The organism is Mesorhizobium sp. M1328 (assembly GCF_040318075.1).
Classification (GTDB): domain Bacteria; phylum Pseudomonadota; class Alphaproteobacteria; order Rhizobiales; family Rhizobiaceae; genus Mesorhizobium.
The window spans coordinates 102,223-126,280 of the sequence record NZ_JAMYLO010000016.1; the positions used below are offsets into that span (position 1 = coordinate 102,223).

Annotated in this window: 23 protein-coding genes; 9 read left to right on the top strand and 14 right to left on the bottom strand. The window is 64.1% G+C overall.

Features of this window, described 5'->3' with window-relative positions; genetic code table 11:
* Nucleotides 1-10: 10 nt before the first annotated feature.
* Complete coding sequence (locus tag NKH23_RS24465; RefSeq protein ID WP_292663631.1) at nt 11-679, top strand: TRAP transporter small permease subunit; 669 nt, start codon at nt 11-13, stop codon at nt 677-679.
* Nucleotides 676-2,427, top strand: coding sequence for a TRAP transporter large permease (locus NKH23_RS24470; RefSeq protein ID WP_292663634.1), 1,752 nt, complete (start codon nt 676-678; stop codon nt 2,425-2,427). Before NKH23_RS24465 ends, NKH23_RS24470 begins: the two co-directional genes overlap by 4 nt.
* 284 nt (nt 2,428-2,711) lie before the next feature.
* Here the strand turns inward: NKH23_RS24470 and NKH23_RS24475 are convergent, their stop codons facing one another.
* The 6 genes from NKH23_RS24475 to hisS form a co-directional block, all read right to left on the bottom strand.
* The gene (locus NKH23_RS24475; protein WP_353024903.1) at nt 2,712-3,815 is read right to left on the bottom strand and encodes a calcium:cation antiporter; all 1,104 of its coding nucleotides are present in this window, start codon (nt 3,813-3,815) and stop codon (nt 2,712-2,714) included.
* A gap of 40 nt (nt 3,816-3,855) precedes the next feature.
* Nucleotides 3,856-4,074 (bottom strand): cysteine rich repeat-containing protein, encoded by a 219-nt coding sequence (locus NKH23_RS24480; RefSeq protein ID WP_353035511.1) that lies wholly within the window; start codon nt 4,072-4,074, stop codon nt 3,856-3,858.
* Nucleotides 4,075-4,134: 60 nt separating this feature from the next.
* Nucleotides 4,135-5,901 carry an AMP-binding protein gene (locus NKH23_RS24485; protein ID WP_353035513.1) on the bottom strand — a complete coding sequence of 589 codons (1,767 nt, stop codon included), beginning with the start codon at nt 5,899-5,901 and terminating at the stop codon, nt 4,135-4,137.
* 403 nt (nt 5,902-6,304) lie between these two features.
* Complete coding sequence (hisG, locus tag NKH23_RS24490) at nt 6,305-7,006, bottom strand: ATP phosphoribosyltransferase (RefSeq protein WP_353024909.1); 702 nt, start codon at nt 7,004-7,006, stop codon at nt 6,305-6,307.
* Nucleotides 7,003-8,124 carry an ATP phosphoribosyltransferase regulatory subunit gene (locus NKH23_RS24495; RefSeq protein ID WP_353035515.1) on the bottom strand — a complete coding sequence of 374 codons (1,122 nt, stop codon included), beginning with the start codon at nt 8,122-8,124 and terminating at the stop codon, nt 7,003-7,005. The genes hisG and NKH23_RS24495 overlap by 4 nt, the downstream gene beginning before the upstream one ends.
* A gap of 178 nt (nt 8,125-8,302) precedes the next feature.
* Complete coding sequence (hisS, locus tag NKH23_RS24500; RefSeq protein ID WP_353035517.1) at nt 8,303-9,865, bottom strand: histidine--tRNA ligase; 1,563 nt, start codon at nt 9,863-9,865, stop codon at nt 8,303-8,305.
* 209 nt (nt 9,866-10,074) lie between these two features.
* On the opposite strand from hisS, the gene NKH23_RS24505 reads away from it, so the two are divergent.
* Nucleotides 10,075-10,326, top strand: coding sequence for a hypothetical protein (locus NKH23_RS24505; protein WP_353024912.1), 252 nt, complete (start codon nt 10,075-10,077; stop codon nt 10,324-10,326).
* 4 nt (nt 10,327-10,330) lie between these two features.
* On the opposite strand, the gene NKH23_RS24510 is transcribed toward NKH23_RS24505, so the two are convergent.
* Complete coding sequence (locus tag NKH23_RS24510; RefSeq protein ID WP_352715425.1) at nt 10,331-10,966, bottom strand: DNA-3-methyladenine glycosylase I; 636 nt, start codon at nt 10,964-10,966, stop codon at nt 10,331-10,333.
* 222 nt (nt 10,967-11,188) lie between these two features.
* Between NKH23_RS24510 and NKH23_RS24515 the strand changes: the two genes are divergently transcribed.
* Entirely contained in the window at nt 11,189-11,923 is a 735-nt protein-coding gene (locus tag NKH23_RS24515; RefSeq protein ID WP_353024913.1) for a L,D-transpeptidase, read from the top strand.
* Nucleotides 11,924-12,204: 281 nt separating this feature from the next.
* A complete protein-coding gene (locus NKH23_RS24520) occupies nt 12,205-13,125 on the top strand; it encodes a bifunctional 5,10-methylenetetrahydrofolate dehydrogenase/5,10-methenyltetrahydrofolate cyclohydrolase (RefSeq protein ID WP_353024914.1) in 921 nt (306 codons plus the stop codon).
* A gap of 12 nt (nt 13,126-13,137) precedes the next feature.
* On the opposite strand, the gene glcF is transcribed toward NKH23_RS24520, so the two are convergent.
* The 5 genes from glcF to NKH23_RS24545 form a co-directional block, all read right to left on the bottom strand.
* On the bottom strand, nt 13,138-14,469 hold the full coding sequence (glcF, locus tag NKH23_RS24525) for a glycolate oxidase subunit GlcF (RefSeq protein ID WP_353024916.1): 1,332 nt from the start codon (nt 14,467-14,469) through the stop codon (nt 13,138-13,140).
* Between the two features lie 68 nt (nt 14,470-14,537).
* Nucleotides 14,538-14,921 (bottom strand): DUF4870 family protein, encoded by a 384-nt coding sequence (locus NKH23_RS24530; protein WP_353015884.1) that lies wholly within the window; start codon nt 14,919-14,921, stop codon nt 14,538-14,540.
* Nucleotides 14,918-16,174 carry an FAD-binding protein gene (locus NKH23_RS24535; RefSeq protein ID WP_353015882.1) on the bottom strand — a complete coding sequence of 419 codons (1,257 nt, stop codon included), beginning with the start codon at nt 16,172-16,174 and terminating at the stop codon, nt 14,918-14,920. The genes NKH23_RS24530 and NKH23_RS24535 overlap by 4 nt, the downstream gene beginning before the upstream one ends.
* A gap of 193 nt (nt 16,175-16,367) precedes the next feature.
* Nucleotides 16,368-17,864 carry an FAD-linked oxidase C-terminal domain-containing protein gene (locus tag NKH23_RS24540; protein WP_353015880.1) on the bottom strand — a complete coding sequence of 499 codons (1,497 nt, stop codon included), beginning with the start codon at nt 17,862-17,864 and terminating at the stop codon, nt 16,368-16,370.
* 136 nt (nt 17,865-18,000) lie between these two features.
* Nucleotides 18,001-19,335 (bottom strand): DUF3422 family protein, encoded by a 1,335-nt coding sequence (locus NKH23_RS24545; protein ID WP_353015878.1) that lies wholly within the window; start codon nt 19,333-19,335, stop codon nt 18,001-18,003.
* A 315-nt stretch (nt 19,336-19,650) separates the two neighbouring features.
* Here NKH23_RS24545 and NKH23_RS24550 point away from each other — a divergent pair, with 315 nt between their 5' ends.
* Genes NKH23_RS24550 through NKH23_RS24560 form a run of 3 tightly spaced genes read left to right on the top strand, consistent with a single transcriptional unit; the run spans nt 19,651 to nt 22,455 of the window.
* Nucleotides 19,651-20,454, top strand: a complete 804-nt coding sequence (locus NKH23_RS24550) for a FadR/GntR family transcriptional regulator (RefSeq protein WP_353015877.1) — start codon at nt 19,651-19,653, stop codon at nt 20,452-20,454.
* 55 nt (nt 20,455-20,509) lie between these two features.
* Complete coding sequence (locus NKH23_RS24555) at nt 20,510-21,646, top strand: alpha-hydroxy acid oxidase (RefSeq protein ID WP_353015874.1); 1,137 nt, start codon at nt 20,510-20,512, stop codon at nt 21,644-21,646.
* 38 nt (nt 21,647-21,684) lie between these two features.
* Entirely contained in the window at nt 21,685-22,455 is a 771-nt protein-coding gene (locus NKH23_RS24560; RefSeq protein ID WP_353024941.1) for a metallophosphoesterase, read from the top strand.
* Nucleotides 22,456-22,494: 39 nt separating this feature from the next.
* Here NKH23_RS24560 and NKH23_RS24565 read toward each other — a convergent pair whose 3' ends face one another.
* A complete protein-coding gene (locus tag NKH23_RS24565; protein ID WP_292664785.1) occupies nt 22,495-22,635 on the bottom strand; it encodes a hypothetical protein in 141 nt (46 codons plus the stop codon).
* A gap of 367 nt (nt 22,636-23,002) precedes the next feature.
* Here NKH23_RS24565 and NKH23_RS24570 point away from each other — a divergent pair, with 367 nt between their 5' ends.
* Entirely contained in the window at nt 23,003-23,305 is a 303-nt protein-coding gene (locus NKH23_RS24570) for a hypothetical protein (protein WP_352715450.1), read from the top strand.
* Here the strand turns inward: NKH23_RS24570 and NKH23_RS24575 are convergent.
* Complete coding sequence (locus NKH23_RS24575; protein ID WP_353024921.1) at nt 23,297-24,010, bottom strand: type 1 glutamine amidotransferase; 714 nt, start codon at nt 24,008-24,010, stop codon at nt 23,297-23,299. The genes NKH23_RS24570 and NKH23_RS24575 overlap by 9 nt on opposite strands.
* Nucleotides 24,011-24,058 lie beyond the last annotated feature (48 nt).

The window sequence follows — 24,058 nt, forward strand, 5'->3', positions numbered from 1 at the left end:
GCTGCCTCGCATGAACGTCCAGCAGTTCCTGAATACAGTCGATGCAATCAGCGCGTGGGTCGGCAAGGCCGCGGCGTGGCTGATCATCGGGCTGATGACGCTGGTCTGCGCCGAGGTCTTCAAGCGCTACATCCTGAACATGCCCACGGCGTGGATATTCGACGCCAGCAACATGTTGTACGGCTCGCTGTTCATGCTCGCCGGAGCCTATGCGCTGGCGCAGAATGCCCATGTGCGCGGCGACTTTCTCTACAGCTCGATGCGACCCCGGATCCAAGCCGCGCTCGATCTTTTGCTGTACGTGGTTTTCTTCCTGCCGGGGATCGCGGCCCTCGTCTATGCAGGCTACGACTATGCCGCGATTTCATGGCGGATCGGGGAGCATTCGACCGTGACAGCGGAGGGTCCGCCGATCTACCAATTCAAATCGGTCATTCCGCTGGCCGGCGCCCTGGTGATGCTCCAGGGCGTGGCCGAGATCGTGCGCTGCATCGTCTGTCTCAGGACTGGGCAATGGCCCAGCCGGCGCAAGGACGTTGCAGAGATCGACGTCGTGGAGGGACAGCTCGCGCTCAGCGAATATGTGGATGAAGGGACGCGCAAGACCGCCATCGAGCGCGCACAAAAGATAGACGAGGAAGCACGCCAGCGCGGAATGGGTGGAGACCTGCAGAGTTGAGCGATCCAGCCCTCGGACTCACGATGCTCATGCTCATCGTGGTCGTCATCGTCATGGGTTTCCCGACAGCCTTCACGCTGATGGGCCTTGGCATGTTTTTCGGGTTCTATGCGTTCTACAACCCGGCGGAGCACTGGATCGACAACCGCGTCTTCGATCTGATGGTCGAGCGCACTTATGGGGCAATGACCAATGACGTCCTGATCTCCATCCCGCTTTTCGTGCTCATGGGATATGTGATGGAACGCGGGGCGCTGGTCGACAAGATGTTCTACAGCATCCAGCTTTCGTTCCGACGGGTACCGGCGTCGCTGGCCATTGCTACGCTTATCGTCTGCACCTTCTGGGGCATCGCCAGTGGCCTCGTCGGCGCCGTTGTGGTCCTGATGGGGGTGATTGCCTTCAATCCGATGCTGCGCGCCGGATACGATGTGAAGCTCGCTTCCGGCGTGATCACCGCGGGCGGCACGCTGGGCATCCTGATCCCGCCCTCGGTCATGATCATCGTCTATGCGGCGGTTGCAGGCCAGTCCATCGTGAAGCTCTATGCCGCGGCGATGTTCCCCGGTTTTTTCCTCGCTTTCCTTTATCTCGTCTACATTCTTGGCTGGGCGATAATCAATCCGAAGATCGCCCCGCCTTTGCCGGAGGATCAAACAAGGGTTCCGGTGCCGGCGTGGATGCGAAGCTTTCAGACAGTTTACTCGCGCAACATGCTTGTTGGACTTCTTTCCGCATTGTTCTCGCCGTCCAAGGCGACGGCGCTCGAGACGGAGAGCGGACGCCTCACATATTGGAAGCTGTTCAAGAATTTCTGCGCTGCGCTGGTGCCCTTCGCCTTGATAGTACTCACCCTCTTGCTGGTGTGGTGGTATGTCGTCATCTATCCGCAAGCATCGGCCGACGTCGAAGCTCCAGCCGGATTGGAGCAGCTCGGTGCTCCGGCGGTGGAGGAACTCGGCGCACCCGCGGTGGATGCAGGGCCGGCAACCAGCTTCTACGTCACCTTCGGCATCATCGCGGCACTCGCCGCGGTGGTGCTCGTCCGCTACTACCGGAACATGACCGCCGAACGGCTCGAGATCCTGAAGCTCCTGGTCTCGTCGGTCATGCCGCTGGGCATACTTACCGTCGTCGTGCTCGGCGTCATCCTATTCGGAATCACGACGGCGACCGAGTCCGCGGCAGTCGGCGCCGCTGGTGCCTTTCTGCTGGCGTTCCAGGCCCGAACGCTCGACTGGAAGCGCATCAAGGAAGCAGTGTTCCTGACGGCGAAGACCACAGCCATGGTTTGCTGGCTCTTTGTCGGCTCGGCGCTGTTCTCCGCCGTTTTTGCGATCCTCGGCGGCCAGGCACTTCTCGAGCAATGGGTGCTGTCGCTCGACTTGTCGCCCGTGCAGTTCATGATCCTGTCTCAAGCGATCATATTCATTCTCGGTTGGCCGCTCGAATGGACCGAAATCATCATCATCTTCGTGCCGATCTTCCTGCCGATGTTGAAGCACTTCAACATCGACCCGATCCTCTGGGGGGTTCTCGTCTTCGTGAATTTGCAAGCGGCGTTCTTGTCACCCCCGGTAGCGATGTCGGCGTTCTATCTCAAGGGCGTTTCCCCACCGCACGTCACCCTCAACCAGATATTCGCAGGCATGATGCCTTACATGCTGATCGTCATCCTCTGCATGATCCTCATGTATATCTGGCCCGGCATGGCGCTCTGGCTTCCGAACTATCTTTACGGCGGCTGAGAAAGACTCGGTTCTCGGACGCCTTCCGCGACAGCGCGTTTTCGGCCGCTTTGACCCACGGGATGTCCTTTTGAACGCCAAAGCAGGATCTCGGAGATACAGGTGATCGGAAGGTCTACTTTCGGGCTACAATCGGCGCGAGCGAATGACGGGTCACAGTTCACGTCGACGCACGCAGGGCATGAAGGTCCGCTTCTGGCCTTCCGAGCCTCGAAGCCGCAAGTCCGCTTTCGGCCCTATTGAGACGTTCAAGCAGTTTTCCTACCTATTCGCACCCAGCACTCTCACGGCACAAAAATCAAAAACACATACGTGCAAAACACCACCAGATGCACCAGCCCGGTCAGGAACGTCGTTCTCTCCGTACTAAAGCTCACATTGCAGATAAAAAGCGCCAGAACCAACAGCACCGTGTCGGTCGCCGGCAGCCCCAAGGTCAGCCCTCTTCCGGTCAGCAGGCTGGCGGCGGCGATGCCCGGTATTGTCAGGCCGATCGTGGCGCAGGCCGAACCCATCGCGACGTTCAGGCCGCGCTGCAGCTCGTTGCTGAGGGCGGCGCGAACCGCCGAAATCGCTTCCGGCATCAAGACCAGCCCGGCGATCATTGCGCCGACAATGGCGTCGGCCTGGGGCACCTGGTAGGCGACGAGCGCGTCTTCGACGCTGGCGGCGACCTGCTCGGCCAGCATGACGATGCCGATCAGCCCGATCAGCAGGAGAACAACGCCGGCGGCGATGCTTTCGTGGGCGTCGGTTCGCGCTGCTGCGCCATGCGCTTGTGCGTCGATAAAATCGTCGCGGTGGCGGACAGTCTGCGCGAACAGAAAGCCGGCATAGAGCAGCACCGAAAGGACGCTGACGAAGCCGAGTTGCGCCGCCGAGAACGTGCCGGGATCGGTGGTTTTCGTGTAGGTCGGCAGAATGAGCGTCATGACGCTGAGCGCGACCAGCACCGCCAGATAGGCGCTGGTCCCTTGGCGGACGATCGCCTGCTTGCGATGGCGCCAGCCGCCAAACGTCAGGCACATGCCGACGACGCCGGTGGAGGTGATCATCACTGTCGAGAAGACGGATTCGCGCGCAAGCGTCGGATTGTTCGCGCCGTGCAGCATGATGGAAACGATGATCGACACTTCGATTGCCGTCACGGCGATGGTCAGCACCAATGTGCCGTACGGCTCGCCCACCCGCCTGGCCACCGCTTCGGCGTGGTCGAGCACGACGAAAATGGTGATGAACATGATCGCGCTCGACAGCGCGCCGATGAAGATCCTGGTGCCCAGCGACCCTTCGTCCACGGATACCCCGCTGGCCCTGACAGCGACAGCCATCGCCAGGGCGGCCAACGGCATGCCGTAAGAAACCGCCGATCTTGCGAAACCACTCATTGTCACCTTTTTGCGTTCCACCCGCAGGGAAGCTCGCGCGCTAGCCGGTGTTGGCCTTGACGCCCTTCTTGCATTCGGGCGTCAGCTCGCTCATGTGACCGGCCAGGCATTTGACGACGCGGCCACCGCCCGGCAACACGCCCTTGCACAACTTTTGGTAATCTGCCTGGCAGGCCTCACGCTCGGCCGCCGTCTGCGCCAGCGCCGCGGTGGCTGCCAGCTGAGTTGCCAGGAAAAGCACGCTTAACCCAATCCGCATGGAACACCCCCTCAATATGTTGCCCAAACAACGCCTCCGTCACGCGTAGACGCAAGTCTTTCACGCCGTCTTCTGCGTCACCAGTCCCAGTTCATCGATCATCGCCTGGCGCATCAGGAATTTCTGCGGCTTGCCGGTCACCGTCATCGGCAATTCGGTGCGGAAGCGGATGTAGCGCGGGATCTTGAAATGGGCGATCTGGCCGGCGCAGAAGGCCTTGATCTCCTGCTCCGTGGTGATCTGGCCGGGCTTCAGCACGATCCAGGCGCACAGCTCCTCGCCATATTTCGGGTCGGGAATGCCGAACACCTGCACCTCCTTGACCTTGGGGTGGCGATAGAGGAACTCCTCGACCTCGCGCGGATAGACGTTCTCGCCGCCGCGGATGACCATGTCCTTGACCCGGCCGACGATGTTGCAATAGCCCTCGGCATCGATGGTGGCGAGGTCGCCGGTGTGCATCCAGCCGTCGGCGTCGATGGCCTCGCGAGTCTTCTGCTCGTCGTCCCAATAGCCCTTCATCACGGAATAGCCGCGCGTGCAGAGCTCGCCCGGCGCGCCGACCGCGACGGTGGCGCCTTCGGCGTCGATGGCCTTGACCTCGACATGCGGATGGACGCGGCCGATGGTCGAAACGCGCTTTTCCAGGGGATCGTCGACGCTGCTCTGGAACGACACCGGGCTGGTTTCGGTCATGCCATAGGCGATGGTCACCTCGGCCATATGCATCAGCGACACCACCTTTTTCATCACCTCGATCGGGCATGGCGAGCCGGCCATAATGCCGGTGCGCAGGCTGGTGAGATCGAAGGAAGCGAACTCCGGATGGTCGAGCAGGCCGACGAACATGGTCGGCACGCCGTAAAGCGCGGTGCAGCGTTCCGTTGCCACGGCCTTCAGCGTGGCGCCGGCATCGAAACCCTCGCTCGGGAAAACCATGGTCGCGCCCTTGGTGACGCAGCCCATCGTGCCCATCGACATGCCGAAGCAATGGTAGAGCGGCACCGGGATGCACAACAGGTCGTCGACGGTGAGCCGGATTGCCGCGGTGACGAAATTGCCGTTGTTGACGATGTTGTTGTGGGTCAGCGTCGCTCCCTTGGGCGCACCGGTCGTGCCGCTGGTGAACTGGATGTTGATGGCATCGTCCGGTTTCAGCCCGTCGGAGATGCGGTCGAGCCTGTCATGCTCGTCGCGCCCGGCCATCGCCAGCACGTCGGCGAAATTGAACATGCCCGGCGAACTCTCCTCGTCCATGCGGATGACGATCTTCAGCGCCGGCAGTCTGTTGGCTTCGAGCTTGCCGGGCGCAGCCTGTGCGATCTCCGGCGCCAGCGTCTCGACCATGCCGAGATAGTCGGAGCTTTTGAATTTGGCGGCGGTGACCAGCGCCTTGCAGCCGACCCTGTTCAAGGCATATTCCAGTTCGACCAGCCGATAGGCCGGGTTGATGTTGACCAGGATCAGGCCGATGCGGGCTGTGGCGAATTGCGTCACCAACCATTCCCAGCGGTTCGGCGACCAGATGCCGACGCGGTCGCCTTTCTCGAGGCCGAGCACCAGGAAGCCGGCGGCGAGCGCATCGACCGTGTCCGACAGTTCCTCCCAGGTAAAGCGCTTGTCCTGCTCGACGAAGACGGCGGCATCGAGCGTGCCGTATTTGCCGACCGTATCGGCAAACAGCGCCGGGATGGTCAGGTTGAGCAGCGGGACGCTGCGCTCGCCCGAGACATGCGCCGTGCCGTCGACCGGCGCAATGAACGAGCCACCCTCGCGCTTGCCGCGCAGGCCGGTGGCATTCTTCAACTCGTCGAGATTGATCGGCATCGCCGTGTCCTCCGCAGACGAGCCGAGCCTATCAGCCCGGCGGGGTGGTGGAAATCCCGTCGATGGTGGGCTGGGGTGGGAACTCGCCTGCCCGGGCCGAAAACAAAAAACCCGCCTCGGCGGGCGGGTCTTCGGGGCCAATTGGCACCATAGCGAGATTAATAGCATAGCTGCCGGCACAAAGCAAGAACAAAATTGCTGTGCCTCGGAAAAATCACGTCAGGCGCCAGCGGCCACGCTGCTGATCTCCCTCCTTGAGGGGGAGATGGCCGGCAGGCCAGAGGGGGTCGTCTCGCGTGGAGCACCAGCTTGTTCTGTCGCCCAAGAGAGTCGCGTCAAGACGAACCGACCCCCTCTGTCGCCTACGGCGACATCTCCCCCTCAAGGGGGGAGATTGGCCGCGTCAGCCTGCGTCCACCGACGCCATCCTTGCCGCGACATCTCGCAAAGTCGCCTCGTCGGCCGCAGCGCGCATCTTCCTCGACGCGACGAGGCAGGCCTGCGAGCGCAGGATCACGCCGTCGGCCAGTACTTTGAGATGGTTGGCGCGCAGGGTCGAGCCTGACGTGGTGATGTCGACGACGATGTCGGCCAATCCCGCAGCCGGCGCGCCTTCGGTGGCGCCGAGGCTTTCGACGATGCGGTAGACCTGGATGCCATGCTTTTGCGAAAAGAACTGCTGGGTCAGGCGCCAGTATTTGGTGGCGATCCTGAGCCGCCGGCCGTGGCGCTGGCGAAAATCTGCGGCGACGTCGTCGAGATCGGCCATCGTATCGACGTCGAGCCAGATGTCGGGCACGGCGACGACGACATCGGCATTGCCGAAATCGAGACGGGCGATGATTTCGGCGCGCGCCTCGCAGTCGGCGAGGTTTTCGCGCAGCAGATCCTCGCCGGTGATGCCGAGATCGACCGAGCCCTGGCCGATCTCGCCGGCAATCTCGGAGGCCGACAGGAACGCTATCTCGACGCTGTCCAGGCCATCGATGCGGGCGCGGTATTTGCGCTCGTCGCCGGGCAGGCTGACGGTAAGCCCCGCCTTGGCCAGCACCTCCAGCGCCTGCTCCTTGAGCCGGCCTTTCGACGGCAGCGCCAGCGTGATCATGGCGCCGTCTCCCGCAGCGCCTCGATGCGGTCGAGCCAGACGGAAAAGCCGACGCCGGGGATCGGCGTTTTTGCGCCGAGCAGCGTCAGCAGCCGGTCGTAGCGGCCACCGCCGGCCAGCGGCCGGTCGCCGTTCTGCGCCGCGATCTCGAAGACGAGGCCGGTGTAGTAATCGAGCGGACGGCCGAAGGCGGCGTCGTAGCGGATTTCAGACATCGGCAGGCCGAGGCTTTCGATCGCCGCGGCGCGGGCAGAAAAATTCTCCAGCGCAGCCCCCAGCGAAAGCCCGGCATCGGCCGCGAAAGTTTCTAGCGCCGGGGCGGCGCTATCGAGCGGCACGTCGATCGCCAGAAACCCCTTCAGCGCCGCAAATGCCTCGTTCGACAGCCGCACGCTGCGCAGCTCGGCCTTCTCGATCAGGCGCCGCGCAATCTCGGACGGCGAACGCCCGGCTGTTGCCGACAGGCCGGCCTGTTCCATGCCGCCGGCGATATGCGCCGAAAGAGCTTCCAGATCGCCGTCGAGGACAAGGGCGGCGACCGGGCCGGCGAGCTGGCTGTTGCGCGGCGGATTGGCGAGGTCGGCAAGGGCAGCCTCGAGCATCGGCGCCGAGCCGAAGGCGCGGGCCAGCCGCATGCGCCAGCCGCGCGGCAGGCCAAGCGCTGCCAGCACCGCCTCGAAAATGGTCTGGTCGCCGAGCGTCACCGCCAGCTCCCGGCCGGGCAGCACCAGCGAAAGCAGCGCATGCGCATCGGCCAGCGAGCGCGCGTCGGCGGCGGCCGTGTCGCGGTCGCCGAGGTCCTCGATGCCGGCCTGGAAGAACTCGTTGCCGCCCTCGCGGCGCTGGCGAAACACCTCGCCGAGATAGGAGTAGCGGCGCGGCGTGCCGGCCTGGCTGGCAATGTGGTCGAGGCAGACCGGAATGGTGAATTCCGGCCGCAGGCAAAGCGTCTGCCCGGTCTCGCTTTCGGTGAGAAAAATTCGGCGCCGCAAATCCTCGCCGGCCATGTCGAGGAACGGATCGGCCGGCTGCAGCACAGCGACTTCGACCGCATGAGTGTTGCGCGCGGCGAAGAGCGTCGCGATGTCGGATGCGATGGCGGGATAGCGGGAGGTCATAGGGAAGATGGGCGCGAGGCACCCCCCTCTGGCCTGCCGGCCATCTCCCCCTCAAGGGGGGAGATTGGCAGCTTCGGCCTCGGCGTCTTCTCTCCAACGCTGAAGATTGGCGAAAGCAGGCGCGATATCCAATCTCCCCCCTTGAGGGGGAGATGGCCGGCAGGCCAGAGGGGGGTGCTCACGCGCCACCTTTCGCCCGGTCGGCCGCCTGCGCCGCCAGTATCTTCTTCACCTCGGCGACCAGCTCGCCTTCCGCCACCGTCACCTGCGCCGGTCGTGCGGCGCGCCATTCGGCGTTGTCGGCGATCTCGGCCGACATCTTCGCGCCCTCGATCAGGTCCTTGATCTGCAGCTCGCCCTTGGCGCGCTCGTCGCCGCCCTGGATGATGGCGACCGGGCTGCCGCGGCGGTCGGCATATTTCAGCTGCGCCTTCATGCCGGCGCCGCCGAGATACATTTCCGAGCGGATGCCGGCGGCGCGCAGCTCGGCCACCATCTTCTGGTAGCGGCCGAGGCTTTCCGTGTCCTTGTCCATGGTCAGCACGACGACCGGCGCGATGACATCGGAAGTATCGAGCTTGCCGAGGTTCTTCAGCGCCGTCATCAGGCGGGAGACGCCGATGGAAAAACCGGTCGCCGGCACCGGCTCGCCACGGAAGCGCGAGACCAGACCGTCATAGCGACCGCCGCCGCCAACCGAGCCGAAGCGCACGATCTGCCCGTCCTCGTTGGGGATCTCGGCCAGCAGCTCGGCCTCATAGACCGGGCCGGTGTAATATTCGAGGCCACGCACGACTGAAGGGTCGATGCGGATGCGATCCTCACCGTAGCCGCTTTGTGCGACCATGGTTCTTATCTGCTCCAACTCTGCAAGGCCCTCAACAAACGAGGCGTTCGTGATGCCCAGATGTTCGAGTTTCCTTTCCTCGATAAGATTGCTGAGGCCGGGGTTGATGGATCCCAGTGTCTGGACAATTTTTTCGGGATCGTGCTGCGCCATGACTGTGAAATAGCTGATGACAACGTCGATTTGCGTATTGTCCAGCCCGGCGCCCTTGGTGAAATCACCGCTCTCGTCCTTGCGCCCCGCGCCCAGAAGCAGGCGCACGCCCTCGACGCCAAGCTTGTCCAGCTTGTCGATCGCCCGCAGCACCTGGAGCCGCCGGCCGATATTCTCGTCGCCGCCGAGGCCGATCGCCTCCAGCACGCCGTCGAGCACTTTTCGGTTGTTGACGCGGACGACGTAGTCGCCGCGCTTGATGCCGAGCGCCTCCATCACGTCGGCCATCATCATCGCCATCTCGGCGTCGGCGGCGACGCCCGGCGTGCCGACCGTGTCGGCGTCGAACTGCATGAACTGGCGGAAGCGGCCGGGACCGGGCTTTTCGTTGCGGAACACCCAGCCGGAGCGATAGCTGCGATAGGGTTTCGGCAGGCGCTCGAAATTTTCGGCGACGAAGCGCGCCATCGGCGCGGTCAGGTCGTAGCGCAGCGACAGCCACTGGTCGTCGTCGTCCTGGAACGAGAACACGCCCTCGTTCGGCCGGTCCTGGTCGGGCAAAAATTTGCCGAGCGCATCGGTATATTCGATCAGCGGCTGGTCGACCGGCTCGAAACCGTAAAGCTCGAAGACCGAGCGGATCGTCGCCATCATCTTCTCGACGGCGCGCAGATCGTCGGCGCCGCGGTCGACAAAGCCGCGCGGCAGCCGCGCTTTCATCTTTTCGGATTTGTCGGCCATGGGATGGGTACTTTGCTGGGTAAACGATGACTTATTTCGGGTCGGCGTGTCCTACCGATGCAGCCCGGAGAAGGCAAGGGTTAGCGCTTCTCCCCGCTCCCCCTGCGCGACAGGGCAAGAAAAAGAAGCTGAAACAATTGCGCCACGCGCGCGGCATCGTGCCGACACAATCCGGGCCGATAAGCGCGCCGAAACAAGGGTTCGGGGCCATGGCCACGATACAGAAGTTAGACATCATCGATAGCGGCGCACGCGACGCCTCGGTCCGGCTGCGGCCGGCCGATGGTTATGCGCCGAAGACGAAGCAAATCGCCGGACCGTTCGAGATCGCGGCGCAACAGCGCAGCGGGCCGACCATGCGCGACGTGCTGATGACCGGCCTGCTGGTGATTTATCCGGTGTTCGCCGCGCTGGCGGCCATCCTCGCCGGATTTTTCCTGGCCGGCGCCGGCGGCGCCTGAGCCGCTACTTCGGCCGCTTGAACGCTTTCCGCTCCGCCTCGACCGGCTCGCGGCAGACGCAGCCCTCGAGATGGTCGTTGACCAGCCCCATCGCCTGCATGAAGGCGTAGACGGTGGTCGGGCCGACAAAGCTCCAGCCGCGCTTCTTCAGCTCCTTCGAAATGCGGACCGAAACCGCCGTCGTCGGATTGGCGCGCAGATGGGCGAGGTCGACGATCTCGGGCCGCTCGTCCGGTCCGGGCTCGAACTTCCAGAACCAGGCGGCCAGCGAGCCGGCCTCGTCGATGAGTTCGCGGGCGCGCTTGGCGTTGTTGATGGTCGAGACGATCTTGCCGCGGTGGCGGATGATGCCGGCATTGCCGACCAGGCGCTCGACGTCTTCATCGGTGAAGGCGGCGATCTTGTCGACATCGAAGCCGGCAAACGCCTCGCGGAAATTGTCGCGCTTGCGCAATATGGTCAGCCAGGACAGGCCCGACTGAAAGCCTTCGAGGCAGATCTTTTCGAACAGCCGGCGGTCGTCGGCGACCGGCCGGCCCCATTCGTGATCGTGGTAGTGCAGATAATCCGGCAGGTTGCCGTGCCAGAAGCAGCGGGCGATGCCGTCGGCACCGGCAAGCAGACCTGTCTTTTCGTCCATGGCGGAATTCCGTTCGTGTCTTGGCGTTAACGCGTTTTGACGCGGCCTTTACCGCGGCTTTACCAGATTCCTGAACCCGGCGGTAACCACACCAAAAGCTTTACTGACAGATCGGCATTTTACGCATTCCGATTCATGTTTCGGTTGCCGCTTCGCGCCCAATGTCGGCGAAATCGGGGAGGCTTTGCACCCCGGCATGTTCGACGATCAAGGTGCGTTGCGATGAAGACATTGTTGTTCCCACTGTTCGGCGCCGCGGCCGTGCTTGCGGCCGGCGCCGCCAATGCCAACGACCGCTATGCCGAGAGGCCGCCGGTGGTGGTCAGCCCAGATCTTTCGGCGCCCTGGGTGCTGCAGCTCGGCCATGCGCCGGGCATCGTGCGGCAGAGCCGGCAAGAGGCGCAGCCGCAACGGCGCTACCGGCGGCTGGCGGAACCGGATCAGCTGCGCACCGCAGCGCTGCAGGCACCGGCCAAGCGCATGGTGATGCGGCCGCAGATCGACCCGATCTATTTGCCGCAGGAAGTCGCCTATGACGGCCCGCAGAAGCCGGGCACGATCGTCATCGATACGCGAGAGAATTTCCTCTATCTGGTCGAGAAGAACGGCAAGGCGCGGCGCTATGGCGTCGGCACCGGCAAGCCGGGCTTCGAATGGTCCGGCACCCACAAGATCACCAACAAGCGGGTCTGGCCGGACTGGCGGCCGCCGACGGTGATGATCGCCCGCGAAGCCGCCAAGGGCCGTTATCTGCCGACCTATCTCGCCGGCGGCATGGAAAACCCGCTCGGCGCGCGCGCGCTCTATCTCGGCTCGACCGAGTACCGCATCCACGGCACCAACCAGCCCTGGACGATCGGCGGCGCGGTGTCGTCGGGCTGCATCCGCATGCGCAACGAGGACGTGGTCGATCTTTACGAACGCGTGAATATCGGAACAACGGTGGTGGTGATATAGTTGCCGCAGCGAATCATCTGGTCTAGAAAGACATTAGCTTTGGCTTTCTGAGGCCAGATGAATGAATAACGGGGGACGGGCCGTGTGGGGATACGGCCAGTCACGAAAGGGCAGCGCGGCAAGCCGTGCTGCCCTTTTTGTTTCCGCCAACGCCAGCAAGAATTGCCGGGAAGATTTCGCCGGCACGTCGCGCGACGGGCATAGCGGTTCGCTTTTCGCGCTGCCTTTTCGCGGTTCCTTTGCTATGTGGCGGCTAAAATCCAGATAAAGGCCCCATCTCGATGTCCCTTTCCGATGACAGCCGCTATCTCAAGGGCGGCCCGGTTGCCCAACGCATCATCGCCGGCGTGCGCGAGGACGCGACGATCGCCACAGCCGAAGGCTTTCCGCCCAAGCTGGTGTCGATCACCGTCGGCGATACCGCGGCGGTCGACGTCTATGTTCGCAACCAGCGCGCCAAGGCCGGGTTGGCCGGCATCGGCTTCGAGGAAAGGCGCTTTCGCGCCGACATCACCGCCGGCGAACTGGAAGCGGCGATCCACGGCCTGAACGCCGACCCGCGCGTCACCGGTATCATCATCCAGCGGCCGGTGCCGGTGCACATTCCGATCAAGACCCTGCAGGCGGCGGTGCATCCGCTCAAGGACGTCGAGGGCATGCATCCGGCCTCGATCGGCAACATCGTCTACAACCAGCTCGACCTGGCGCCCTGCACCGCCGCCGCTTCGGTCGAACTGCTCAGGGAAACCGGGCTCGACCTCAAGGGGCTCGAAGTGGTGGTCGTCGGCCACTCCGAGATCGTCGGCAAGCCGATCGCCTTCCTGCTGATGAGCGAAGGCGCGACGGTGACCGTCTGTCACCACATGACGCGTTCGGTGGCGGCACACGCACGCCGCGCCGACGCGCTGTTCGTCGCCGTCGGCAAGCCGCGGCTGATCAAGGCCGACATGGTCAAGCCGGGCGCCGCCGTAATCGACATCGGCATCAATTCGGAGATCGGGCCGGACGGCGAAAGCCGCATCGTCGGCGACGTCGATGCCGAGAGCGTCAGGCATGTCGCGTCGTGGATCACGCCGGTGCCGGGCGGCGTCGGCCCGATCACCGTGGCGATCCTGCTGCGCAACACGATGGTGGCGCTCAGCCGCCAGCGCGCCCGCTACCAGGCGACCTACGGCACGGCGGACCGGCTGGCGGCGGAGTAGGCGACTGGCGGATCACTTGGCCGTGACAACTGCCCTCTCTTCGCGAACGCCTTCGGGCTTCGGCCCACCATAGGCCCAGTCGAGCAGCTTTATCGTATGCACCACCGGCAGCTTGGCGGCGGAGGCGATCTGGGTGATGCAGCCGATATTGCCGGTGGCGACGATTTCAGCACCGGTCGCTTCGATATTCCTGACCTTGCGGTCGCGCAGCATCGCCGAAATCCCGGGCTGCAGGATATTGTAGGTGCCGGCCGAACCGCAGCAGAGATGCCCCTCGCGCGGCTCGCGCACGACGAAGCCGGCTCTGGCCAGAAGCTCCTTCGGCTGGCGGGTGATCTTCTGGCCGTGCTGCATCGAGCAGGCCGAGTGATAGGCGACAACGGTGCCCGGCTTCCGCACCGGCTCCGGCAGGTCGAGGCTTGCCAGATATTCGGTGATGTCCTTGGCCAGCGCCGAGACGCGCGCCGCCTTGTCGACATAGGCCGGATCGAGGCGCAGCATGAAGCCGTAATCCTTGATGGTGGTGCCGCACCCGGAGGCAGTAATGATTATCGCGTCGAGCCCGCCTTGCTCGATCGCGCGCGTCCAGGCGTCGACGTTCCGCCGGGCGGAGGCCAAGGCAGCGTCCTCGCGTCCCATGTGATGCACCAGCGCGCCGCAGCAGCCCTCGCCCTGGGGCACCACGACCTCGACGCCAAGCCGGGTCAGCAGCGAAATCGCAGTTTCGTTGATGCCAGGATCGAGCACGGATTGCGCGCAGCCGGTGAGGATGGCGACGCGGCCATTTTTCTTCGCGCCCTGCCCGGCATGGACGCCCGGCGAGGCCATCGGCGAGACTGCCGGGACCGACGCCGGTGCGAGCCTGAGCATGGCGCCCAGAGGCCTCAATGCCTGGATTTTCTCAAACAGGCCGGCGAGTGGCTGGCCGAGCTTCGCCAGCTTGAGCGCGGCGCGGAAACGCGAGGGATAGGGCAGCACGAAGGCCAGCATGGCGCGTGTCAGGCGATCGGCCAGCGGACGCTTGTAGGTCTCCTCGATATGGGCGCGGGCGTGGTCGACCAGATGCATGTAGTTGACGCCCGACGGGCAGGTGGTCATGCAGGCAAGGCAGGACAGGCAGCGGTCGATATGGCTGACGATCTCCTTGTCTGCGGGACGGCCGTTTTCCAGCATGTCCTTGATCAGGTAGATCCGCCCACGTGGCGAATCCAGCTCGTTGCCGAGCGTCACATATGTCGGGCAGGTGGCGGTGCAGAAGCCGCAATGCACGCATTTGCGCAGGATCTTCTCCGATTCCGCGACATGCGGATCGGCGAGCTGGGCAAGCGAAAAGGAGGTCTGCACGTAAACGAATCCTTACCGTTTGAGCATGATCTTTTCCAAAAACCGGTACCCACTTTTTGGGATCATGCTCATAGCCCGAGGAACCAGCTTTCCGGGTTCTTGACCGGCTCGCCGCGCTGCAGCGCTTGCAGGCCGAGAATGCAGCGGGCGATGAACCAGACGGCAACGGCGACCATCAGCACGACGCCGACGACCACGATCATCAGCAACGCCGAGATCAGTGCATAGAGCAGGCCGATCCAGAAGGTGCGGATCAGGAATGTGTAATGGCTCTCGACGAAGCCGCCGGCCTTGCCGCGATTGATATAGGCCAGGACGATGCCGACAATGCCGCTGACGCCGATGGCGAGGCCGGCGAGATAGAGGATGTAGATGACCAGCGCATTGGTCGGACCGGGCTCCAGCCAGCGGTCGGTCTGGCGTGAGGTACCGTTTTGACCTGGATCGCTCATTGTGCTTCTCCCTCGGTTGCCGGGGCGAGAGTAGCAGAGCCTGCGCCCGGCGCCATACGCCCGGGATTGAGGATGTTCTTCGGGTCGAATTCGGCCTTCAGCCGCGCCGACAGTGCTGCCAGTTGCGGCGCTTGCGGTTCGAACACCGGTATCGCAGCGCGGTGCGCAGGGGCGGCACGCACCAGCGTCGCATGGCCGCCGCCATGTTTTTTGATCAAGCCGCGCAACAGGCCGGCCTCGGGATCGTCCTGCTGCATGCGCAGCCAGATCAGCCCGCCCTGCCAATCGTAGAGGGCATCGACCGCGGCCTGCATGCGCAGCGCCAGCACCATACGGTGGCCCTGCGACGGCGCCATCGAGACGCGCCACACCGGCCTTTCGCTGCCGTCGGCGAACGGCGCGCAGTCGCGGATATCGCGCCAGACCGAATACGAGACCGAACCGGAAATCTCCTGCAGCGGCCCGGCGTTTTTCAGCAGGTCTTTCAGCGCGGCGATGCGGTAGGCGACCGATGGGCCGAAACCCTCGATGCGCAGCAGCGTCGCCGCATCTGTGCCGAGACTGCCACCGGCGACGCGCGCGGCGACCCGTTCGGGAAGATGGGCCGCACTCGACACTTCCGCGCTCGTGCCCAGCGCCAGCGCCATGGCGGCGGCGGCATGATCGTCGAGCAGGCCGCGGATTGCGAGCGTGGCCTCTGTCTCGGCTGAAGGCAGCACCTTGAAGGTGACGTCGGTGAGCACCGCCAGCGTGCCCCAGCTGTTGGCCATCAGCTTGGACAGATCATAGCCGGTGACATTCTTGACCACGCGACCGCCCGACTTGAAGGCCTCGCCGCGCCCGGAAACGGCCGCTATGCCGAGGATATGGTCGCGCGCAGCCCCGGCCTTCAGCCGGCGCGGCCCGGAAAGGTTCGCCGCCAGCACACCGCCGATGGTGCCGTTCCCCGGTTCGCCGCCGAGCAGCGGGCCATAGTCCATCGGTTCGAAGGCCAACTGCTGGCCGTTTTCGGCAAGCAGGCTTGCGATCTCGGCCAGCGGCGTGCCGGCCTTCGCCGACAGCACCAGCTCGGCCGGCTCATAGAGCGTGACGCCCAAGAGTTTGGAGAGGTCGAGCGTATGTTCGGTTTGCTGCGGGCGGCCGATGCCGCGCTTGGAGCCGTGGCCGAGGATTTCGAGCGGCGAGTCTTCCGCGGCTGCCCAAGCGATGGTGGAGAGGGTTTCCGCCGCGGTGGAGGGGGTGAAGGTGGTCATGGCGATACGCCGCGTTCCTTCGCGCCCCCCTCTGTCCTGCCGGACATCTCCCCCTCTAGGGGGGAGATTGGCAGCCTTGCGGACGGAGCTCTTTTTTGAAGATTGGCGAAAGCCGAAGTGACATCCAATCTCCCCCCTTGAGGGGGAGATGTCCGGCAGGACAGAGGGGGGTGTTCAAGCGCCAACATACCCCTCAAAACCTCGGAATGTCCGGGAACGCCAGTTGCCCGCGATGCACATGCATCCGCCCGAGTTCGGCGCATCGCCTCAGCTGCGGAAATACCTTGCCCGGGTTGAGCAGATGGTTGGGGTCGAAGGCGCATTTGACGCGCATCTGCTGGTCGAGGTCGATCTGGTTGAACATTTCCGGCATCAGGTCGCGCTTCTCGACGCCGACCCCGTGCTCGCCGGTCAGCACGCCGCCGACCTTGACGCAGAGCCGCAATATGTCGGCGCCGAAACTCTCCGCCTTGTCGAGTTCGCCCGGCACATTGGCGTCATAAAGGATCAGCGGATGCAGATTGCCGTCGCCGGCGTGGAAGACATTGGCGACGCCGAGCCCGTATTTCTCCGACAGTTCGCGCATGCCGGCGAGCACGCGCGGCAGTTCTTTGCGCGGTATGGTGCCGTCCATGCAGTAGTAGTCGGGCGAGATGCGGCCGACCGCCGGGAAGGCTGCCTTGCGGCCGGCCCAGAAGCTCAGCCGCTCCTGTTCCGACTGCGACGTGCGGCATGTGGTCGAGCCGTTCCTAAAGGCAATGGCTTCGACCAGGCCGATCAGATGGTCGACCTCGACACCCGGCCCATCCAGTTCGACGATCAGCAGCGCCTCTACATCCAGGGGATAGCCGGCCTGGACGAAATCCTCGGCGGCGTGGATGGCCGGGCGATCCATCATCTCCATGCCGCCGGGGATGATGCCGGCGCCGATAATGTCGGCGACGCACTGGCCGGCCTGCTCGCTGGTCGGGAAGCCGACCAGCAGGGCACGCGCCGTCTCCGGCTTCTTCAGGATGCGCACGGTGACCTCGGTGACGACGCCGAGCAATCCTTCGGAGCCGGTCATGACGCCGAGCAGGTCGTAGCCTTCCGCGTCGAGATGGCTACCGCCGAGGCGCACCACCTCGCCATTCATCAGCACCATCTCGATGCCGAGCACATTATTGGCGGTGAGACCGTATTTCAGGCAGTGCACGCCGCCGGAATTTTCCGCGACATTGCCGCCGATCGAGCAGGCGATCTGGGAGGATGGATCGGGGGCGTAGTAAAAGCCCTCCTGCTCGACGGCGGTGGTGATGCCGAGATTGGTGACGCCGGGCTGGGCGACGACGACGCGGTTCTGAAAATCGATCTCGAGGATGCGGTTGAAGCGGCTCATGACCAGCAGCACCGCGTCTTCGAGCGGCAGCGCACCGCCGGAGAGCGAGGTGCCGGAGCCGCGCGGCACGACGCGGATGTTGCGGTCGCTGCAATATTTCAGCACGCGCGAGACCTGCGCCACGGTTTGCGGCAGTACGACGACCAGCGGCAATTGCCGGTAGGCAGTGAGCCCATCGCTCTCGAAGGCGCGCATTGCATTGGCGGCGTCGACGACGCCCTCGCCCGGCACGATGATGCGCATATCGGCGACGATCTCGTCGCGCCGGCGCATCGTGGCGTCGTCTGGTTTCGGCATGGCAAGGCCGGACATCGACAGCCTCCTTCGATCGACTGGTAAAAATCTTTTACCAGCGACGGCGGTCGGTTGCAAATGCCGCTTTGGCCGGGATGAGAGGCCTATGGCCGGGACAGCCTTCCGCAGCGGCAATCTGCCGCTGCGCCCCACACTACTCGCCCGGCTGCTTGCCGGGTTCGGAGTGCATGCGGCGGACACGGCGCACGCCCCACCAGACGAGCACGACGGCGAGCGGCACCGAGGCGGCGGTGACCATTTCCGGCGCGAAGGCATGGCCGAAGATCGAGGCGCCCTTGGCGACGTAGCCGATGAGGCCGACGACATAATAGGAAACGGCGGCGACCGAGAGCCCCTCCACCGTCTGCTGCAGACGCAATTGCAGGCGGGCGCGATTGTTCATCGATGCCAAAAGATCGCGGTTCTGCTTCTCGACCTCGACGTCGACCCAGGTGCGCAGCAGCGTGGTGGCACGGGTGAGCTTCGTCGACAGGTTGGCCTGACGCTCCTCGACCGAACGGCAGGTACGCATCGCCGGCGCGACGCGGCGCTGCAGAAAACCACCCCAGGTGTCGTAGCCGGGCACCGCCTCTTCCTCGAGCGCCTCCAGCCGTTCGCGGACGATGCCGTCATAGGCGCGGCTGGCGCCGAAGCGGTAGAGGCTGGAGGCGGCATCGGCCTCCAGCTCGGCGGCCAGTTCGGTCAAGTCGGCAAGTAGCGTCTGGCTGTCCCGGGTCTCGGCGACCTTCATTTCCAGCGTGGTCTGGGCCAGCCTGTCCTCGATGCGGCGGGCGCGACCGGACAGCGTCAGCGCCAGCGGCAGGCCGAGCATGGCCAGCGTGCGGTAGGTCTCGATGTCTATCAGCCGCTGCGACAGTGCCCCGGTGCGCGCCGGCGTCAGGCCGCGGTCGAGCACAAGCATGCGGGTCAAGCCGTCGCCATCCTGACGGAAATCGGTGACGATGGCTGCGTTGCCGCGCTCGACCAGCGAGTAGCACAGGCTGGTCGGGTCGAAGCCGGCGATCAGTTTTTCGTTCGCCGGCGTCCATTTGCGGATTTCCAGCCTGATGCCGGAAATCACCGTGCCCGGCGGCGAAAACCCGTTGCCGAACGGTGTGTCTTCTTGCCCCCTGCCGTTTTCGGCGAGCGGCCCTTCCCAGAGATAGGTCGAGAACTCCGTGTGCCGTTCCCAGCGCAGCGAGCCTTTGCCCCATTTCATCGCGTGGTGGCGGGCGTGAGGGTCGGGCGCGGCGATGCCGAGGCGTCGCGACAATTCGGAAAGCACGGCCTGATCGACGCCGGATCCAGCTTCGGTCATGAAGGAAAGTTGCACCAGCACGCGCGGCTTTTCGACCAGCGGGTGCGGCCGGGCGTGGACCTCGCCAAGCGCGCCCGGCCGACCTTCATGCGCCGGAAAGCCCATGACGCTGCCGCCCACGGCTTTGGCGCGCAGCTGGAATTCGAGCTTGGACGGGTCGGCGTCTGGCACGGCTGGTCCCCCAGGCTTCTCTGAGCCCTTTGGCAATGATGTCCCTCTAGAGCGGTTCATCGTTTCACGGAAACGCCGAACCGCTCTATCTCTTTTATTCTGCGCAATTCCGGACGGAAAACCGTTTCACACTATTCCTGGAATTGCTCTAGAGGCAATCTCCAGAGGACGCAAACAGCCAGTTTAGCTGAAGGTGATATAAACCCGCGGCTGTGAAACCGACCCGGCTCCGGGGCGAATTGGATAAATAATTTGACCAGTTGGCGACGCTGGCTTTATCGTGCGCGACATCGGTTCAACCCCCAGGCATTCCGTTTGAGCGACATTTTCTCCCGGATCGAGCATTCGCGCACCGCCGACGAGGTTGTGCAGCAGATCGAGAGCCTGATCCTCGAAGGCGTCCTGCGCACCGGCGACCGGCTGCCGGGCGAGCGCGAGCTGGCGCGCCAGTTCGAGGTGTCGCGGCCGATCCTGCGCGATGCCTTGAAAGCGCTGGAAGGGCGCGGGCTGTTGACGACACGGCCAGGCGGCGGCACCCATGTCGCCGACGTCATCGGCCAGCTGTTCACCAAGCCGGTGACCGACCTGATCTCCATGCATCGCAAGGCGGTGACCGACTATCTGGAGTACCGCCGCGAGATCGAGGCGGTGGCGGCGGAGTATGCGGCGCGGCGCGCCACATCGGACGATCTGGCGCTGCTCGACCGCATCATGGCGCGCATGGACGAGGCGCACCGGACCGGCAATTTCGACGACGAGGCGGAAATCGACGTCGAGTTCCATCACGCGATCTGCGAATGCGCGCACAACATCATCCTGCTGCACACGCTGCGCTCCTGTTATCGGCTGCTGTCGGAAGGCGTGTTCCAGAACCGGCGGCTGGTGTTCAGCGTACCGGGCGCGCGCGAGGCGCTGCTTTCGCAGCACCGGGCAATCTACACGGCGGTCAAGGCCGGCGATCCGGCCGCGGCGCGGCAGGCGGCGATGGACCACATTTCCTATGTCGAACGGTCGATGGCCGAGGCCGAGCGCAGCGGCGACTGGCAGCGCGTGTCGCGGCTGAGACTCAGGCAGCGCTCCGAGCCCGGTGACGGCGAGGCGGCAAGAAAACAGCGGTAGGCACCGCCCAGAAAATTCAACGACGAACCAGCGAAGAACCAGCGGAAAAGGATCCATGAGCAGCATTCTCACCATCGCCGACCTCAAGGACCTGGCGCGCCGCCGCGTGCCGAAGATGTTCTTCGACTACGCCGATTCCGGCGCCTGGACCGAAAGCACCTACCGCGCCAACGAAGAGGATTTCCAGAAGATCAAGTTCCGCCAGCGCGTGCTTGTCGACATGGACAACCGCTCGCTGGAATCGACCATGATCGGCGAGAAGGTGACGATGCCGGTGGCGCTGGCGCCGACCGGCATGACCGGCATGCAGCATCCGGACGGCGAGATGCTGGCGGCGCAGGCGGCGGAAGAATTCGGTGTGCCGTTCACGCTGTCGACAATGAGCATCTGCTCGATCGAGGATGTCGCGTCGGTGACCAGGAAGCCGTTCTGGTTCCAGCTCTATGTGCTGCGCGACAAGGACTTCGTCTTCGATTTGATCGACCGCGCAAAAGCGGCGAAATGTTCGGCGCTGGTGCTGACGCTCGACCTGCAGATCCTCGGTCAGCGCCACAAGGATATCCGCAACGGGCTTTCGGCGCCGCCGCGAATGACGCCGAAGCACATCTGGCAGATGGCAACAAGGCCGCGCTGGTGTGTCGGCATGGCCGGGACAAAGCGACGGAGCTTCCGCAACATCGTCGGCCATGCCAAGGGCGTCGGCGACCTCGCCTCGCTGTCGTCGTGGACGAAGGAGCAGTTCGATCCGCATCTGTCGTGGAAGGATGTCGCCTGGATCAAGGAGCGCTGGGGCGGCAAGCTGATCCTGAAAGGCATTCTCGACAAGGAAGATGCGCTGATGGCGGCCAGAACGGGTGCCGACGCGATCATCGTATCCAACCATGGCGGCCGCCAGCTCGACGGCGCCTCGTCGTCGATCATGGCACTCGAAGAGATCGCCGACGCCGTCGGCGACACGATCGAGGTGCATATGGACGGCGGCATCCGCTCCGGCCAGGACGTGCTGAAGGCGCTGTGCCTCGGCGCCAAGGGCACCTATATCGGCCGGCCTTTCCTGTACGGCCTCGGCGCACTCGGCAAGGAAGGGGTTACCAAGACGTTGGAAATCATCCGCAAGGAGATGGACATAACGCTGGCACTGTGCGGAAAGCGCGTGGTCACCGACATGGGCAAGGATCAGCTTCGGCGCTAAAGTCCCGTGACGGCATGATCACGGAGGCGACGCAGGCATTGACGGAGCCCGGCATCAGTTTCTACGAGGCGCGCGGACCGCAAGGCATGCGCCTTTACGCGATCGGGGATGTGCACGGCCGGCCCGACCTGCTGACCGCCATGCACCGGCGGATCGAGGCGGAGCTCAGTCAAAGGCCGTCGGTCGATTGGCGCGTGATCCATCTCGGCGACTATGTCGACCGGGGCCCGGACTCCAGGGGCGTCATCGATTTCCTGATCGACGCGCAAAGACGCGATCCGCGTCACCTGATGCTGGCCGGAAATCATGATCTCGGCTTCCTCGATTTTCTCGATGTCCCCGACCCGGACGGGCTGTTCATGCGCTATGGCGGCATCCAGACGGCGCTATCCTATGGCGTGTCACTCGGTGGGGGCAGCGCCTGGTTTGGCCGCGCCGATGCGGCACTGCGGCAAGGGCACGCCGCACTGGTCGAGGCGGTGCCGCAGAACCATGTCGAATTCCTGCGCTCGCTGACCTTTTCAGTGACATTCGGCGACTTCTTCTTCTGCCATGCCGGCATCCGGCCCGGCGTTGCGCTGGCAAGCCAGAGCCGGCAAGACCTGATCTGGATCCGCGAGGTCTTCCACGATCACACCGGTCTTCATCCGAAGATCGTGGTGCACGGCCATACGCCGGTGCCCAAGGCCGAGATCACCGGCAACCGCGTCAATGTCGACACACTCGCCTGGCAGTCGGGCAACCTCACCGCGCTCGTGGTGGACGGCGCGGACAAGCATATCCTGACAGTCACGGGTGAGCCGGCTTAGGGAGGTTGTTGATATTCAGCCGAGGCTGCGGCGTGGAGCCTAGCGAAGCGCGGCGGTGACGCCGTAGCCGTCGACGGCATTGTGGTCGTTGGCCGCGTCGGCGGAATAAATGCCGAGGCCGCACAAGACGATAGCCGACAACATGACAAAGGACAAAAAGGCTGCTTTCACGGACGTCATCTCTTGTTGAGCTTCCTGCATCTATGCACGAGCGGGTTACCAATGCGTTGAAACGCAAAACACGTCGCAAATGTCTGACGGTTTCGCGCTTCTAGGCATGTTCTGTATCGGCGGTGTGTCGCGCGGGTCACAGGAAAGGTTCATCGCGGTTGCACGCAAGATGCAGAGCGGGCGCCTTTTAGGCTGGCGGACAGACACAGGCCAAGGATGAAACGCGTTTTCCCCGGCGGATTTGCCGCCGCGTGCCAAATATGCAACGTCGGCGCTGACAGCCGTCAGATCGCCGGGTATTGTCTCAGGTCTGAGATGATGGCGCCGTTGCGTCGAAGCCCGGCCCACGTGCCCCTACAAAAAGCGCGCCTTTCGAATGAGTGAGCTTAAGATCGTCGCGAGAGGTACGTGGTACTACGACGGCCTGATCCCTTATCGCGTCGAGATCTACGCCTTTCCTGCTCGCGACTCGTCTTCTCGTTTTGCTGAAGACGGGGAACTCACAGGCGAGTACGACGAGAGCATTCCAATCCCAGAGACAAAGGACGGCTTTCTGTACGCATGCACTCCCTTCTTTTCTGGGGAGCATCTTTCGATCGATGACGTGAAGAACTGGGCTGCCGCCCAACCTTGGGCTCCTGTCACATGGGAGTGGACGGGCGACGCAGTTTCAAACTGAGAAGCTACCGATCATCGCCACCCAGGCGCGGGCGATGGCCAGGCCGGCGGCATCGGCTTGCGGTCCGTTGCGGGCCATTTCATCGTCGAGCCGGCCCGCCCATTCAGGATGCCGCTCGGCGATCAGCGGCGCGAAGGACGTGCTCCAGTCGCGAACCATCGGCCGATCGGCCTCGAAATGGAACTGGAAGCCGTAGACGGCGCGGCCGATGCGGAACGCCTGGTTCGCGGCGACGGCGTTGCCGGCCAGCCGCACGGCAGTCTCGGGCAAGACAAAGGTGTCGTCGTGCCATTGGAAGATCGGGAATTTTTCAGGCAAGGCGGCGAGCACCGGATCGGCCTGCGCCGCCGCGGTAAGCGCGACCTCGTGCCAGCCGAATTCCGAGGCACCGCGTATCTGGTTCTCGCCGCCAAAGGCGCGCGCTACCAACTGGCTGCCAAGGCAGATGCCGAGCACCGAGCGATCCCTCTCGCCAAAGTCGCGCGTCAGATCGAGCAGACCCGGGAAATAAGGGCAGAGCTCGTCGTCCAGCGCATTCTGGGCGCCGCCGAGCACCACCATGGCGTGATGCTCGCCGCTATCTTGCGGCAGCGCGTCGCCGCGATAGGGCCGGCGCAGGTCGATATCGGCGCCCGCCTCGACAAGCGCCGCGCCGATCTGACCAAGGCCCTCATTGTCGAAGTTCTGGACAACCAAGACCCGCATCGAAACCTGCTGACATGAAATGATGCAGCGAGCGATATCATGGCGCCA